Raw genomic sequence first — 15,246 nt, forward strand, 5'->3', positions numbered from 1 at the left:
CGAGACGTCTACCCGGTGGACAGACCTGACTCGAGACGATCCTCGCGTGTTGTAGACGATGTTTGGCCCGGGTTTCTCTCCGGCAGTAGTACCCCTTCTCACCACGTCCCGTTCGACGGCTCTCCGGGTCGGTACTCCGGTGGCGGGGTGATATTCCGTGTCAGTTTACGAAACAGGGAGAGATACAGCAGGTATACTACCGTGAGGAGTGCCGGAATCACTCCGCCAAACCCGTAGATCGTACCGAGTCCGGCTGTTTTCAATGACAACACGAGGTATTTCGTCCGGCGCGGGCCGAGAGTAGAGGCAACAGTCGCGCGGTTCACTTCGTCGTCTCCGGTGATATCGTTTACGTTCCTCGACTCGACACCTGCAAAAATAATGGCGAACCAGGCCATGAACACCGCCACCGTTGGCATCGTAACACGCAGTGTCGTACTGAGAAATATCGGGAGGAAAATCAGCACTGCCCAGACCACTGCGACGTATGCAGAATCAATGAAGGGATAGCGCTTCGAGTCGTCGTACGTATAGATGAATACGAACGGCAATTGTGCGATGAGTAGTGCGAGTCCCGTCCGTGACGTCGATGCGAGGCCGATCGCAAAGAAGAGCGTGATGGCCTGATAGATGACGATACTGGCGAGGCTCGTATAGAGCAGTGGCGTATCGAAGCGTTCGACGAGCGCCGTCCTGTACGCGTTATTGATGCGGTCTTCCGGACTGATGTTGCGCCGGTCCTCGACGTAAATGACGTATACGCCCAGTGCAGGGAGGAGTATCCCAACACCGATTGCTGAAAGTGGGATATCGAGCGTGATTGCGGTTATGCATACCATAAGCACAGCGCCGATGCAAAGCCAGAGATTCAACAGGAAGGGGGTATGAACGGTCCGTGTATCCACAGTACTCGTACCGAGGCACCATGCTGAGTTAAAATTTCCTGAGGGAATGGAATCAAAACGCCGTCGAATGGCTCCGTTCGAAGAACATGTGAACACTTACCTATCCGAAACGGTCCGGGCTGGCTCATCCTCGGACTCCGCAGGAACGGGAAGCGTAATACGGACCTGTGCACCGCCGCTGTGCTGATTTCTACACTCGAAGACACCGCCCGCCTTTTCGGTCAGATACTTCACGATCCAGAGTCCGATCCCGCTAAGATGACTCATTTGGGTCTCTCCTTCCTCTCTCAGTACCTCGAGTTCGGTTTCGGGGATACCCTGGCCGTCGTCTTCGACGAATAACGTTACAGCGTGCTCCTCTATTTCGCTCCGAAGCACCACGGTAGCTTGATCGGGCTGGCCACGGTGTTCGACCGCGTTCTCGATTAGTTCCTGAACGGCGAAAGCGAATTTCGAATGACACTGCACGTCGACATCGTGAATTGACACCTCGAGAACGGTATCCGAGGGAATGTCGGCCTTCGTTATACCGTCTTCGACCATTTCCGGGAGGCTAGCAACCACGTTCCGGTCCTCACCGATCACACTATCGATAAGCCTAATTTTGTGGGCTTTGTTCACGATGTCTTCCGATGTATCCACAATATCTGTCAAATTATCGTCACCCCCATCGGGAAGGTCCTTTTGGAGACTTTCCGATTGACCGAGAATAATCTGCATCGACGTACGGATATCGTGTCGAAAGAACCTGATTAGAACGTCTTTTATCCGCTCGAGTTCCTTCTCCCGCTGTTTGAGTTCCGTTATTTCTCCGACGACGATTAATTTCCCGGCCAACCCACGACCGTACGCAAACGGTTGCGTCTGCGTTGTATAGTACTTGAGTTCGCCACGCTCCGTCCGAGAGAACGTCCCTTCGATTTCGCCTGTCGAAGAACGGGTCGGCAAGACGTCCTCGATACGTTCTCGGGAGTCCAAGTTCACATCGAACGTTTCAGCAGCGGTACTGTTCCCGTCGATGATTTCGTCTTCGGCGTTAAGAATGAAGACCGCTTCGTTGATAGCATTGAACGCTTGGTTTCGAGCGACGGGTGAGAACTCCAGAAACCCATGCCGGTTCACGGAGTGAGCGAAGTAGATTCCCGCGAACCCGTACAGTAGCGCGGTTCCATCGTAGTATGGGGGAAGGTAATCGACGATCGTGAGTGTCGTGGCGACCAGTACGCCGATGAAGAATATCGCGAGTGTCACCGCTCGTCTGCGATGCTTTCCGTCCGAGTGGATGGCTTCTGCGAAGAAAAGCGCAGTACTGGCGATCGTCATCAGATAGCCGTATCCCTGAACGATACCGACGAACAGGATTCCTTGTGGAAATCCGACTTGAAGCACGCCGTCGGTCCCAACAGTGTACTCGGCAGTGTAGACGATATCACCCGGATTGATCCAACTAAGGGCGAAGAATACGATCGCAGGCAGAAAAAAGGGGACGGCAGCTCTGTTCGATAGCGGTTGTTTGTAGGCAAACTCATACGCGAACAGGAAGAACGCGCCACCTGTTGCAGTAACGACTGTCCAGAAGACGTTCGCGATCGCATACGTAAGGCCAGCGGCTGGGACTAGATTCATCGTCGCGTAAAGAAATGCCCAGGCGGCCGCCAGAACCATGAAGAGAATAAACCATTGGATTGCCGGTTTCCGCCGCTTGTCGTACACCGTATAGGCGCTGTATAGTGCTGGGAGAGTACTCATGTATAACAAAAATGTTATAGTTATATAATTTAGCATACTCATTCTTCTATCTCAATAGAAGATACGGCTCCGATCTATTAAAAAATTCTATAGCTTGGAAAAATATTGGTGGCGATATAGAAAACGTCTGACATTCGTATCCTCTCATCGTCTCGTTGCTCAAAAACGAATCCACAATACCGTCCAGCGACGTCCGTGTGATGAGCCGGATGTCAGTTCCTCGAACGGGAACGCCGCATCGCTTATCAATGCTCATCACGCTACAGCCATGTTACTCACCCACGTTCCGTTCTCCGAACCCTCTGACGTCTCCACGGTGGGGTGTTTTCTCAGCCAGAAAAACCGGACCGCTTTTGATAGCCATGGCGGAAGGAACTGCCATACCAGTGAGTGAGGAAACCGACCTGTCGACCCTGCTTTCGGTTCTCGACGACGAGTACGCACGGGAAATCCTCACCCACACGAGCGTCGAACCCATGTCTGCTAGTACCCTGAGCGAACGGTGTGATGCCTCCCTCCCGACGATCTATCGACGACTCGATCGCCTCGAGGAGTGTCGCCTCGTCACCGAGGAGACCGAACTCGCATCCGACGGCAACCACTACAGCGTCTATAGTGCGAACCTCGACCACCTCGAACTGTCCTTGGAGGAGGGATCGTTCGAACTCGAGTTGACGTATCGCGAGGAAGACGTCGCCGACAAGTTCACCCGGATGTGGGAGGGGATGCGATGAGTCGGAACGTCGTCCGGATCGACGAGGCGACGCTGTTCGAGCTACTGACCGTCGCGAGTCTCTTCCTCGTCGCGCTGTTTGGCGCGGTCATCGCGTATCAGGCCTACCGTGGGTACCGGCGCAACGACGCACAGTCGATGCTCTATCTGTCCATCGGTCTCTCGCTGTTGACGGTGTTTCCCTTCCTGCTCAACGTCTTCGTGACGACGCTGGTCGATCCCGATCAGGTCGTCATCGCACTGCTCGAAAACGTGAGTCGATTGCTCGGGCTAGTTGCGATCACGTACTCGCTGTACGGTCGGCATTGAGTTGTCAGGCGGGCCGAAGCGGCAGGGACCACCGCTCAGGGGAACGGCCGACGCCGCACGTCCCCGCGCGAGGGGGGAATCGCGGGGACGTGTGGGGCAGGCGTCGCGGCCGTGGGATGATCGGATGCGGGGAAGCGGGGGACCACGCAGGCGTGCGGGGATTGCCTATCACGTCCCCCGTTTCCCGCTACTGCCCCGTTCCTATTAGTGATCCGAGAGCGTTTTCCGAGTCGGAAAATCCGCCCGACCGACGCGTTCGACGGTCCCGATCCCATAGGTTTGTGTCGACCCCAACCCTGCTAACGGCCATGCAGTATCTCGTCGGAACCGACTCGGTCCACACCACCGCAGCGATCTGTGACTACCTTGAGGAACGGGCGAACGGCGACGACGCTGTCACCGTGGTCGCCGTCGCGCCAGCCGACGACCCGACGGCGCGCCGGGACTGCGAGGAGGCGTTGAACGTCGCCCCCGTTCGGCTCGCGACGGTGGGCGAGGTCGAGACCGAGGTCCGTACCGGCTCCCCGGTCGCGGAACTCCGCGACGCGGCTACAGCCTCGGCGGCCGACGAACTCGTCGTCGGGGCTCACAGCGGCGATCCCGATGCGACGCGCGACCTCGGCTCGACCACGCGGGGATTGCTTGCGGATGCGGACCGGCCGGTCGTCGTCGTGCCGATCCCGGACCTCTAGCGGTTGCCCTCGTCGCCGACGGCTCGAGTGCTGACCGGCTCGAGACGCTCCGAGAAACGGAGAGAGCGTCGGGAGCGCTCAGAACGGGAACAGCGAGTCGGCCTCGAGGTCGCGCTCGATGAGTTCGATCTCGTGGCCGTCCTGGTCCGTGGTGAACGCGTACATGTCGTCGCAGCTCTCGGGATCGCGGTAGTCTTCGGCCTCCCGGGTCATGAGCTGCTCCCAGTCGTCGTGGAGGTCGTCGAGGCGGACACAGAGGTGACCCCAGGCGTCGCCCAGATCGTAGCTGCGGCCGTCGTAGTTGTATGTGAGTTCGACGGACATCGCCTCGTCGGCGGCGTCCGCGGGTTCGACGAAGTAGTTCGCGAAGGTGTCGGCCTCCCAGCGGCCAACCTCGTCGTAGCCGAACTTCCGGGTCCAGAAGCCGAGCGCTTCGTCGGCGTCCTCGACGCGGATCATGGTGTGATCGAGCGACCACAGCGCGCCGGTCTCACGCTGGACGATCTCGATCTCGTGACCGTCGGGGTCTTTCACGAACGCGTAGCGCCCGCCACAGGACTCGGGGTCCCGATAGTCCGCGACGCCCTCGTCCATGAGCTGCTGGTAGTAGTCCTCGAGTTCGCCCTCGGGAACGCGGACCGCAACGTGCCCCCAGGCGTCGCCCACGTCGGGCTCCTCGCCCTCGTTGTGGGTGATCTCGAGCATCGCGCCGTCCTCGTGCATGTTTTCGGGCCCGAGGTAGACGATGGTGAAGCCGTCGCCCTCGTAGCGGTCTTTCTCCTCATAGTCGAGGTGAGACTGGTACCAGTCGAGAGACGCCTCCAGATCGGCGACGCGAATCATCGTGTGATCGAGCGTTCCGTCCATACGCGAAGACAGGCCAGCAGACGGCAAAAACGTGGCGGAGGCGGCGGGCTACTCGTCTCCACCCGTCGAGTCCGCGTCGATTTCTCCCTCTGGCTCGGGCCCGGAGACGACCGGCTCCGTCGCAACCGGCTCGAGCCCCTTCCGGCCGGCGTCGAGTTCCGAGAGGCCGACGACGAGGCCGACGAGGACGACGACGCCGAGCGGGAGGAAGACGATCGGCGGGACGCCGAGATAGCCGTTGAGCAGGTAGCAGCCGACGACCACGAGGAAGACGGTCAGGGCGTAGGGTAGTTGCGTGCGAACGTGATCGATCAGGTCCGCACCGCTGAACGTCGCCGAGAGGACCGTGGTGTCGGAGATCGGCGAGGCGTGATCCCCGAAGATCGCACCGGAGAAGACGGCACCGACGGCGACCGGAACGAGTTCGAACCCGCTTCCGAACTCGTAGGCGACCCGGACCGCGATCGGGGTGACGAGTCCCATCGTCGCCCACGACGACCCCATGGTAAACGCGACGAACGCGGCGACGAAGAGGATGAGGACGGGGAGCAACGCTTCCGAGAGGTACGGTTCGGCGACAGTCGCCACGTATTCGCCGGTGCCGAGCGTCTCCGCAACGCTGCTGATCGTCCACGCGAGGACGAGGATGGTCACCGCCGTCAGCATGATTCCGAACCCGTCGATGACGGTCTCGACGCCCTCGCCGATGTCGAACAGGCCGTAGGCGAGGCCGATCGCGATCGCGGTCACGACCATGGCGAAGGAACCCCATATCAGCGCCGTCGCGAAGCTGCCCGCCCCGACGACATCGATCAGTACCTGCGTGAATCCCGCGTCGTTGACGGCTGCACCGAACGCAGTCGGCGCTCCCGCCTCGGCCTGACTCGACTGCCAGGACTGATATCCCGTCCAGAACGCGCCCGCGAGCGTGACCGCGACCAGGACGACGACGGGCGCGAAGAAGGTCCGCAACATCGGCCGCTCGTCGATCGGCTTGCCGAGGTCTTCCTCGACCTTCTGGAGCGGCTGTGCCCCTTCGCGGTTGACCGCGCCCGTCGTTCGGGCGCGGTGTTCGGCGTCGAGCATTTCGCCGTAGTCCCGGCCGGTGTAGACGACGATCCCGACCATGACGATCGCCAACAGTGCGTAGGTGTTGTACGGAATCGAGCGCACGAAGGTCGCGAACGCCGTCGGGGCCTCACCCGCGACACCCATCTCCTCGTAGGCACTGCCGATCAGCGACAGCTGGAACGCGACCCAGCTCGAGATGCCAAGCGTCGCGACGGGCGCGGCCGTCGAGTCGACGATGTAGGCGAGTTTTTCGCGGGAGATCCGCAACTGATCGGAGATTTCCCGCATGGTACTGCCGACGATGGCGGTGTTGGCGTAGTCGTCGAAGAACATGGCGATGCCAAGCCCCCACGTGGTCAGTCCGACGGTCTGTTGCGTCTCGAGGCGGTTTGTGGCCCAGTTTCGGACGGCGATCGCGCCCCCGAGTCGCCAGATGAGAGCGACACCGGAGCCCAGAAGCAGCGTGAAGACGAGGATCTGGACGTGGAAGCCGTCGTCGACGATGATCGCGGCCACGATCCAGTCGAAGGTCTGTGCGATGCCGTGGCCGCCGGTATGGATGACTGCACCCGACCAGATGCCCAGAAACAACGCCAGCATCGGTCGGCGGGTCGCGATCGCAAGGGCGATCGCCAGTAGCGGCGGGACGAGCGAGAGTATCCCCGAACCGATCAACTGTGAGAGCCACTCGATAGCAACCATATCTACCTACTAGTGGGGCTGCCGGATATTTTTGAGCGTTCCGTTTCGAACCCGTTCAGGTCAGAAACCCGAGACTATCCGAAACTCACTGAGGCGGGCTAGTAAACGGCAGTATAGCCGACGATAGTACGCACTGAAACGATTCACACACTAATCGAAACGAAGTCGTTCGAGTAGGAAGCGACGTGCTGATCGTACCCGGCAGGGTGTCGTCCGCTCGGCCGAACCCGTCGACGCGCTACCGTCGCAGAATCAGTTTCAGTACGTCCTCGTCCTCGAGGACGTGATCCGTCCCGACCTGCTGTTGGTCGTGGGCCGCACTCGGACCGGTCACTCGCGCAAAACGGAACCGCTCTTCCATTTCGCCGCCGAGTTTCGCGACGGCCTCACCGACGGTCGCGCCTTCCTCGACGACCAGCGGCTCCTCCCAGTCGATCCCGCGGCCGGGTTTGTCCATGTAGACCCGAATGAGCCCGAGGTTCTCCCAGAGGCGATCTTTGAGCGCCTCGAGGCCCTTCTCCTCTTCGGCGCTGATGAAGGTTACTTCCTCGGGGTCGAGGCCGCGCTCGCGCAACTGCTCGTCGACGGTTTCCTTGTAGTCGGGGTCGATGAGGTCGACCTTGTTGACGCAGGTGATCGAGGGGATGTACTCGCGATTTTCCATCAGGCCGTCGACCAGCCGGTCGATGGTGACGTTCTCCTGGAGGTTGACGTCGGCGTTGACGTAGCCGTGTTCGCGGAGGACGTGCTTGATCGTCTCCTCGTCTAGGTCCTGGTCGGTACTCGAGGTGATCTTGATGCCGTCTTTGATCTTCGGACGGACCGTGACCCGCGGGGGCTGCTGGTCGACGCGGATGTTGATGTCGTGGAGTTCCTTCTGGAGACGGTCGTACTGTTCGATCTCGAACACCGAGAGCATGAAGACGATCAGGTCGGCGTTGCGCACGACCGCGAGTACCTGCTGGCCGTCGCCCTTGCCCGCGGCCGCGCCCTCGATCAGGCCGGGCACGTCCAACATCTGGATGTTCGCGCCGCGGTGGCTGAGCATCCCGGGGTTGACGTCCAGCGTCGTGAACTCGTAGGAGCCGGTCTCGCTCTCGGCGTTGGTCATCGAGTTCAACAGCGAGGACTTGCCGACGCTCGGGAAGCCGACCAGCGCGACGGTCGCGTCGCCGTGTTTCTCGACGGAGTAGCCGCCGCCACCGCCGCTGCCGGACTGCTGGTTCTCGAGTTTCTCCTTTTTCTCGGCGAGCTTGGACTTCAACCGGCCGATGTGGGCCTCCGTGGACTTGTTGTAGGGCGTGTTGGCGATTTCTTCTTCGATCTCCTCGATCTCGTCCTCAAGCCCCATTTGGTCGTACACAGCCGGTCGGGCCGAAAAACCCTTTCGAGACTCCGCGTGGGCTCCCCGAGAGGTGCCGGAAACCCGGACGGTCGTTTCCTCGCGCCGGTTCGTTCCCGAGAGCTTCGATTAGCTATACCGTTCCCCGAGCGGTATGTCAGCGTATGCACAGGCGGGAGTACGTCACGGCGGTGGGAACCGTGGGAGCGCTCGCGACGCTCGGGACCGGGCGGGCACAGCGGGCACTCGAGCGGGGGTGTCCAGTCGACGACGCAACGAGCGTCCGGCCCGGCGAAGACGTCGTGTTCGAAGCGGCGGCAACGCCGGGCGTCGATCCGGCGACGGCCGAGTGGACGGTCGAGGGGCCGGGAGCGGCCGACCTCGCGGGAGCGGCCCCCTTCTGGAGTTACACGTATCGGACGGGGCATCCGGCGGCTCACGGTCGATTCGAGGAGCCCGGCGTCTACGAGGTGTCGGTGACCGTCGACGGGGCGAGCCTCGCGTGGCAGGTTACCGTCACCGACGACGCACCGTCGGCACCGACCGTCGAACTGACCTGCGAACCGGGACCCGACACGACTATCACGCCGAACGAGTCGATCGAGGTCACCGCGACGGCCGCCGACGACCACGGTGTTCTCCACTGGCTCGTCTGGCAGGAAGGGCGCAACGCAACCTTTCTCGAGCGGGCCGATCTGTCGGGGTCGACGGCGACGGTCACCTACGCTACGACCGGGGGCGATGCGATCTGGTTCATCGGCGGCTATCCGATGGCCGCGTGGGCCATCTGTCGCGACGGTCGGACGCGGGCAGCCCAGACCGACGGCCCGTCTGTCGAGGCGCTGCGTGACGTCTCGATCACCGGGACGAACACGCCGGTTCACGCCGGCGAGGACCTCGTCGTCGACGCCGAGGTCGCGGTCGAGGGGTACTCGACCTATCACGGGTTCGTCGAGGCGACCGTCGATCTGATCGTCGGTCACGATCCGACCCACGTCGACAGCGAGACCGTCGAGGTGTTCGCGGGCGAGTCCGAGCCGGTGGCCCTCGAGTTCACCACTGCGACGGTCCGCAACACCCAGACGTTCCCCGCCCGCGTCGAGACGCGCCACGCCGCCGCCGAGACCGACGTCACCGTCATCGGGACCGATGACCCGGCCGAACACGGCCACCTCGCGGTGACCGGCCTCGAGACGAACGCACCGGTCACGGGTGGCGAGTTCCTCGAGGTGACGGCCACGCTCGCGAACACGGGCGAGGGGCCGGCGAGTCGCGAGGTCGAACTCGTGGTGGGGCACGATCCGACGACCGTCGATAGCCGATCGGTCGCCGTCGGGGCTGGCGAGACGACGACGGTCACGATGGGCTATGACACCTATCCCGTCGCGAACGACGACGAGTTCCCCGTCCGCGTGCGGACGGGCGACGACAGTGCTTCGCAGTCGGTCCTCGTCTACGGGCGTGACGGGGGCAACGGCGGCGACGCGGCGCAGTTCGCCGTGTCGATCACCGGAACGAACGCGCCGGTGTCGGGCGGCGAATTCCTCGCGGTGACCGCGACCGTCGAAAACGTCGGCGGAGCCGCGGGGTCGGGCGACGTCGAACTCGTGGTCGGCCATTCGCCGGAAGTGGTCGATTCCAGAAGCGTCGGACTCACGCCCGGTGAGACGACGACGGTCCGACTTGGCTACGACACCTACCCCGTCGCGAACGACGATACGTTCCCGGTGTCGGTCCGATCGACCCACGCGAGCGACACGCGGACGGTAACGGTCTACGGGACTGACTGATGCACGATCGAAACGGAGCGCGATCTCGCCGTCGCGGTAGCTGAGCGTCTCGAATCGCCGTCGCCGGCCGGGGTCCGCATCGGCCGATAATCCCCGCTACTACTACCCAGTATAATTACCATTCACAACGAAATTCCGGTACACCTAAACGACCTGCGGGCGACCCTCGAGTATGTCGAAGGCGTCGCAGCTGCGTGACAGCACCCAGATCGTGCTTCCCGCGGAGACCCTCGAGTCCCTCGAGCCGCAGCTCGACGAGGCGTTCACCGTCACGATCGCGCCGGCCGGCGAAGAGCGCCGTCGGATCATCGGCAGTCCCGTCGAGATCCGAGATGTCCACGAGTTTCTCACCCGCCGCGGCATCAGCGTCCGCTGATTCCACTTACCGCTCCGGGTGCGTCGGCGCGTCGAACCCGCCCCGAACCAGCGGTTTCGCGACGTGGCGACGCGCACACGGCGGCACCTCGTACCAGCCGCGCTCGAGGTCCCGCTCGAGGCGTCGAGTCGCCTTCTCGTCCCGGCTCGTCCCGCAGTCCCGGCAGCGGTACCCCTGATTCCGGCCGGCGCTTTTCATCCGCCGGTCGCAGTCGGGACAGGTCGGCGTCACCCGCTCGGTGCGGACGAGATCGCGGACCGCCAGCTTCTCGAGTTTGAGCGTCCCGTCCGCCACTTCGCCACAGGCCATGACGCGGTCGCCGACCCGGAGCGCCCGCACCCGATCGCGGAACCGTTTCGTCGGTTCGAAGGCGGCACAGGTCAGCCGCTCGGTCGCTGCGCTCTCGCCGACCTCGGGCGGCTCGAGGTCGACGAAGACGTGGCCGCCGCGGCGGGTCTCGGGCTCGCTGGCGACCCGGCCGGGGAGCCGGTAGGCCCGTCCGTCCCACACTTCGGGGATCGAGCCGTCCCGGAGGTGGACGTCGGTCCCCTGATTGGTTACGAACAGTTGGCTCGAAGCGGCCGGTTCGGCCTCGATCCGCCGGGCGACCGTCCGGACCGCGTCCGGATCGTCCCCGCGGATACCGTGCAGGATCGGGCCCGGCGTATGCGGGACGCAGACGGTCTCGTCCTCGCCGCGATCGACGGTGTCCCAGACAGCGGGATAGCCCCAGTCGGCCGCCGCGAAGACGCTGTCGTGATCGACGTCGCGGGGCGTTCCCCAGCGATCCGGCTCGCGGTAGGTGATGTACTCGTAGGTCCACTCCTCGAGCGCCGCCCACGAGCCGACGGCGGCCAGCGCGCCGATCCGGCCCCGGCCGTCCCCGGCATGCCACGACCGATAGCCACAGCCGTCGACGAGCGCTACGGCGTCGTCGATCGCGAGGTGATCGCGGATCGCAGCCCGCGAGAATCGTCTCACCGCGTCGGCCACGTCGCCAGGGTCGTGATCCGCGACGACCAGCCCGGGATTCGTGCGTTCGTCGGCGGTTTCGGAAAGCGCCTCGAGGCGGTCGCGGGCGACGGCGAACGCCGTGTCGGGATCGCAGTCGGTGTGGATCGCCAGTGCGGCGTTGCCCCGCGTCTTGTACTCGACGGCGGGGTTGAGCCGGACGAGGAGGATGCGGGAAAGCGCCGCTCCGTGGTCCCGTTGCAGTCGATCCGCGATCGTCGCGGCGAGGTAGGTCGTACACATCCCGCGCTCACGCGAGTCGGTATCGTCGATCCCGACGACGGTCATCGGCGGTCCTTGGCCGGGCAGCGGGTAACCCCTTTCGGGACGGCGTTGTCGTCGGGGATCGCCACCGGTCGCGGGTCGAACCAACTATATAAGCATATTCCCGGTACGGGTCCGAATCGCGACACGGCACACGGACATATCGGGGAAAACGTCTTATAGGAGGAATCGCTTACAACCCCCTATGTCCCGCTCCGCAATGGTCGGCAACGTGACCGCGATGTTAGAGGACGCGGGATTCGTGGTAAGCGACCGGTGTGCGATCCGGCCGAAGAGCTTCGATATCGCCGCGCGCCGCGGCGAGGATCTGCTGTTAGTCAAGATCCTCGCGAACATCGACGCGTTCAACGAAGCGACCGGCCACGAGATGCGGCGGCTGGGGACCTACCTCCGTGCGACGCCGCTGGTTATCGGCCTGCGGAGTCGCGACGAGGACCTGAAACCCGATGTCACCTACTTCCGACACGGCGTCCCGGTCCTCAGCCCCGACACGGCGTATAACCTCTTTATCGAGGAAGTACCGCCGCTGATCTACGCCGCTCCGGGCGGCCTCTACGTCAACATCGACGGTGACCTGTTGGCCGACGAACGCGAGGACCGCGACTGGAGTCTGGGCCAACTCGCCAGCGAACTCGGCGTCTCCCGACGGACCGTCTCGAAGTACGAGGACGGCATGAACGCCTCCGTCGAGGTCGCGCTGGAACTCCAGGACCTCTTCGACGCGCCGCTGACCAGCCCCGTCGACGTCCTCGAGGGGGCCGACGACGTCCACGAGAGCGAGGCGACCCCGGACGACCCCGAGGCGGACCCGGACGACGAACGGGTCGTCGCCGTCTTCACCCGGGCCGGTTACAGCGTCCATCCGACGGCCCGCTCGCCGTTTACCGCGGTCAGCGAGGACGAAGACGACAGCGACGTCGTGCTGACCGGCCACTCCGAGTTCACCAAGGCCGCGGAGAAACGCGCCCGGATCATGAGTTCGATCGGTCGCGTGACCCGCACCCGCTCGGTCTACGTCGTCGACCGGGCGAAACAGGACAACGTCGACGGCACCGCCCTGGTCGAACGCGACGAACTCGACGACCTCCGGAACGCCGACGAACTCCGCGATGTCATCCGGGAACGTGCCGACTACGAGGAAGCGGCCTGATCGGCCGCCGTCTTGGAGCCACTTCCGAACGCGGACACCCTGATGACACTCGATACTCACGTCGATCTCGTCAGTGAATACCGCGCCCTCTCCGTGGCGGTCCTCGCCGTCCTCGGACTCGTGTTCAACCTCGGCACGACCGTGACGACGGCCGGCGACGCGGTTCTGTTTCTCACAGTCTCCGTCGTCGTCGGCTACCCCCTCTGTACGGTGTTCAGTTTGTTCTCGAGTCGGTTCTGGCGGGACGAATAGTTCGCTCTACCGGCCGTCACCAAAGCGACTGCGACGCAGTCAGCCCCACGAAAACAGTTGCTCGAGTCGGTTTCAGGCCGCGCCGCCGTAGGTCTCCTCTAAGTATTCGACGATGTCGTCGCTCTCCGACATCCCGTCGATCCCGTTGGCCTCGTCGACGATGACCGGCACGCCCGTCTGGCCGCTGACCGCTTCGACTTCCGTTCGATCGTCGTGGGAACGGGGCACTTCGATGGTGTCGTACTCGAGGTCGAGTTCGTCGAGTTTCGAGCGGACCTTCGCGCAGTACGGACAGCCGGGGAGTTCGTACATCGTGATATCTGCCATGGATACACAGTAGCACGGAAGGCGTATCAGCCCACCGGTCGACCGAGCGGTTGCCGGAACTCGGGCAGCATGGAACGGGCGGTCGACGGGGTGAAAACGGACGGCGGGCTGAAACGGACGGACAATCAGAACGAGAGCATGCCGGCGTCGACGGCGAAGTAGATGGCAAAGTAGACGACGAAGGCGACGGCGAGCGCCCACTGTCCCATCGAGACGTCGTCGGCCTCGCCCATCGCGCCTTTGACGAGCGGGTAGCTCATGATCCCGGCAGCGAGCCCGTTCGAGATCGACGCGGTCATCGGCATGACCGTGATCGTCAGCCCGCCCGAGATCGCCCACGCGGGATGTTGCCAGTCGATGTCGGTGACGCCTTGCAGCATGATGATCCCGACGACGACCAGTGCCAGATAGGAGGCGTACTGTGGGATCGCGCTGATCAGCGGCACGAGCAGCAGCGACAGGAAAAACAGGGCCCCAACCACGAGCGCGGTGAAGCCGGTCCGGCCACCCTCCTCAACGCCGGTCGAGGACTCGATGTAGGTCGTCACCGTCGAGGTCCCGATCATCGCACCGACCGTGGTCCCGATCGCGTCGGCCATCAGCGGGCGCTCGATCTGGGGAAGGTCGCCGTTCTCGTCGAGGAAGCCGCCGATCTGGGAGACGCCGATGAGCGTCCCGGCCGTGTCGAAGAAGTCGACGAAGAAGAACGTAAACACGACGATCACGAAGACGAGCGGATCGTCGGAGATCATGCCGAGGCCGTCGATGAAGCCGGCGACCAGCGGCGTGAAGTCGTACTGGACGTTCGCGATCAGGCTCACCAGCCCCTCGTTCGTCATTCGTTCGTAACTCCCGGGCGGCGTCAGCGTCCCTGGCGAGACGACGTCGAGGGCCGTCAGTAGCCAGCCGGCGACGGCCGTGGCGATGATCCCGATGACGATCGACCCTCTGATACCGCGAGCGTGTAAGACGAGCATCAGCGCGAGCCCGGCGACCGACAGTGCCGCGACGGCGCTGGTTGCGACGTTCCCCAACGAAACGAGCGTGTCCGGGTTGTCGACGACGAGTTGCATCTCCTGCAGGCCGAGAAAGAGCAGGTAGACGCCGATCCCGGCCCCGACGGCGAACTTGACCGGTTCGGGGAACAGCTCGATGATATAGCGGCGCGCGCCGACCGCGGTCAGGAGGATGAAGACGATCCCCTCGACGAAGACGGCCGCGAGCGCGACCTGCCACGGGACGCCGAGCCCGAGGACGACCGTGTACGCGAAGAAGGCGTTCAGTCCCATCCCGGGCGCGAGGCCGAACGGCCGGTTCGCCCAGAACGCCATCACCAGCATGGCGACCACCGAGGAAAGGATCGTCGCGACGGTGATCATCTGCGTGACTTCACCCGTATTGTAGCCCTCGAGCGAGATCGCCTCGCCGAGGATGACCGGGTTGACGACGATGATGTACGACATCGCCAGGAACGTCGTCAGCCCCGCGATCGATTCCGTCTCGAGGTCGGTCTCGTGGTCGCCGAATCGGAAGTACGCTGCGAGCGAGTCGAGTGCCCCCATATTGGATGCTCGAGCATAACAACAGGGGTTAGTTAAGCGTTCTTGTCCGGATCGATGCGGAATGTAGCCACGTTCGTGCATAGTCGCTCGAACCCGCCGGCCCACGGCCGCCGCGAGCGCCGC

Annotated in this window: 15 protein-coding genes; 7 read left to right on the forward strand and 8 right to left on the reverse strand. The window is 63.2% G+C overall.

Annotated features, from left to right (window positions below; all coding sequences use genetic code 11):
* Positions 1 to 98 precede the first annotated feature (98 nt).
* Positions 99 to 905 carry a UbiA family prenyltransferase gene (locus ACERIM_RS18395; RefSeq protein ID WP_373633724.1) on the reverse strand — a complete coding sequence of 269 codons (807 nt, stop codon included), beginning with the start codon at positions 903 to 905 and terminating at the stop codon, positions 99 to 101.
* Positions 906 to 1,001: 96 nt separating this feature from the next.
* Positions 1,002 to 2,654 (reverse strand): histidine kinase N-terminal 7TM domain-containing protein, encoded by a 1,653-nt coding sequence (locus tag ACERIM_RS18400; protein ID WP_373633725.1) that lies wholly within the window; start codon positions 2,652 to 2,654, stop codon positions 1,002 to 1,004.
* A 386-nt stretch (positions 2,655 to 3,040) separates the two neighbouring features.
* On the opposite strand from ACERIM_RS18400, the gene ACERIM_RS18405 reads away from it, so the two are divergent.
* The 3 genes from ACERIM_RS18405 (at position 3,041) to ACERIM_RS18415 (ending at position 4,388) form a co-directional block, all read left to right on the forward strand.
* Complete coding sequence (locus ACERIM_RS18405; protein WP_006179535.1) at positions 3,041 to 3,388, forward strand: winged helix-turn-helix domain-containing protein; 348 nt, start codon at positions 3,041 to 3,043, stop codon at positions 3,386 to 3,388.
* Positions 3,385 to 3,696, forward strand: a complete 312-nt coding sequence (locus ACERIM_RS18410) for a hypothetical protein (RefSeq protein WP_006179534.1) — start codon at positions 3,385 to 3,387, stop codon at positions 3,694 to 3,696. The genes ACERIM_RS18405 and ACERIM_RS18410 overlap by 4 nt, the downstream gene beginning before the upstream one ends.
* A gap of 308 nt (positions 3,697 to 4,004) precedes the next feature.
* Positions 4,005 to 4,388, forward strand: a complete 384-nt coding sequence (locus ACERIM_RS18415; protein WP_049966394.1) for a universal stress protein — start codon at positions 4,005 to 4,007, stop codon at positions 4,386 to 4,388.
* A 78-nt stretch (positions 4,389 to 4,466) separates the two neighbouring features.
* Here ACERIM_RS18415 and ACERIM_RS18420 read toward each other — a convergent pair whose 3' ends face one another.
* The 3 genes from ACERIM_RS18420 to ACERIM_RS18430 all read right to left on the reverse strand — a co-directional run bounded on the left by ACERIM_RS18420 (position 4,467) and on the right by ACERIM_RS18430 (position 8,379).
* Complete coding sequence (locus ACERIM_RS18420) at positions 4,467 to 5,255, reverse strand: VOC family protein (RefSeq protein ID WP_373633726.1); 789 nt, start codon at positions 5,253 to 5,255, stop codon at positions 4,467 to 4,469.
* Positions 5,256 to 5,303: 48 nt separating this feature from the next.
* Positions 5,304 to 7,028, reverse strand: coding sequence for a Na+/H+ antiporter NhaC family protein (locus tag ACERIM_RS18425; RefSeq protein ID WP_006650419.1), 1,725 nt, complete (start codon positions 7,026 to 7,028; stop codon positions 5,304 to 5,306).
* A 238-nt stretch (positions 7,029 to 7,266) separates the two neighbouring features.
* Complete coding sequence (locus ACERIM_RS18430) at positions 7,267 to 8,379, reverse strand: GTP-binding protein (protein ID WP_006179529.1); 1,113 nt, start codon at positions 8,377 to 8,379, stop codon at positions 7,267 to 7,269.
* A gap of 155 nt (positions 8,380 to 8,534) precedes the next feature.
* Here ACERIM_RS18430 and ACERIM_RS18435 point away from each other — a divergent pair, with 155 nt between their 5' ends.
* Both ACERIM_RS18435 and ACERIM_RS18440 read left to right on the forward strand, forming a co-directional pair.
* Entirely contained in the window at positions 8,535 to 10,160 is a 1,626-nt protein-coding gene (locus ACERIM_RS18435; protein ID WP_373633727.1) for a hypothetical protein, read from the forward strand.
* Positions 10,161 to 10,332: 172 nt separating this feature from the next.
* Entirely contained in the window at positions 10,333 to 10,536 is a 204-nt protein-coding gene (locus ACERIM_RS18440; protein ID WP_373633728.1) for a hypothetical protein, read from the forward strand.
* 6 nt (positions 10,537 to 10,542) lie between these two features.
* Here the strand turns inward: ACERIM_RS18440 and ACERIM_RS18445 are convergent, their stop codons facing one another.
* On the reverse strand, positions 10,543 to 11,835 hold the full coding sequence (locus tag ACERIM_RS18445; protein ID WP_373633729.1) for a DUF1743 domain-containing protein: 1,293 nt from the start codon (positions 11,833 to 11,835) through the stop codon (positions 10,543 to 10,545).
* A gap of 181 nt (positions 11,836 to 12,016) precedes the next feature.
* Here ACERIM_RS18445 and ACERIM_RS18450 point away from each other — a divergent pair, with 181 nt between their 5' ends.
* Positions 12,017 to 12,982 carry a transcriptional regulator gene (locus ACERIM_RS18450; protein ID WP_006650422.1) on the forward strand — a complete coding sequence of 322 codons (966 nt, stop codon included), beginning with the start codon at positions 12,017 to 12,019 and terminating at the stop codon, positions 12,980 to 12,982.
* A 42-nt stretch (positions 12,983 to 13,024) separates the two neighbouring features.
* Positions 13,025 to 13,234, forward strand: coding sequence for a hypothetical protein (locus ACERIM_RS18455; protein ID WP_373633730.1), 210 nt, complete (start codon positions 13,025 to 13,027; stop codon positions 13,232 to 13,234).
* 72 nt (positions 13,235 to 13,306) lie between these two features.
* On the opposite strand, the gene ACERIM_RS18460 is transcribed toward ACERIM_RS18455, so the two are convergent.
* Together ACERIM_RS18460 and ACERIM_RS18465 are read right to left on the reverse strand one after the other, a co-directional pair.
* Positions 13,307 to 13,561: a glutathione S-transferase N-terminal domain-containing protein gene (locus ACERIM_RS18460; RefSeq protein ID WP_049966401.1), complete on the reverse strand. Its 255-nt coding sequence runs from the start codon at positions 13,559 to 13,561 to the stop codon at positions 13,307 to 13,309.
* Positions 13,562 to 13,686: 125 nt separating this feature from the next.
* Positions 13,687 to 15,123: an NCS2 family permease gene (locus ACERIM_RS18465; RefSeq protein WP_373633731.1), complete on the reverse strand. Its 1,437-nt coding sequence runs from the start codon at positions 15,121 to 15,123 to the stop codon at positions 13,687 to 13,689.
* Between the last annotated feature and the right edge of the window lie 123 nt (positions 15,124 to 15,246).

Origin of the sequence: Natrinema sp. H-ect1 (assembly GCF_041821105.1) — an archaeon.
Classification (GTDB): Archaea; Halobacteriota; Halobacteria; order Halobacteriales; family Natrialbaceae; genus Natrinema; species Natrinema thermotolerans.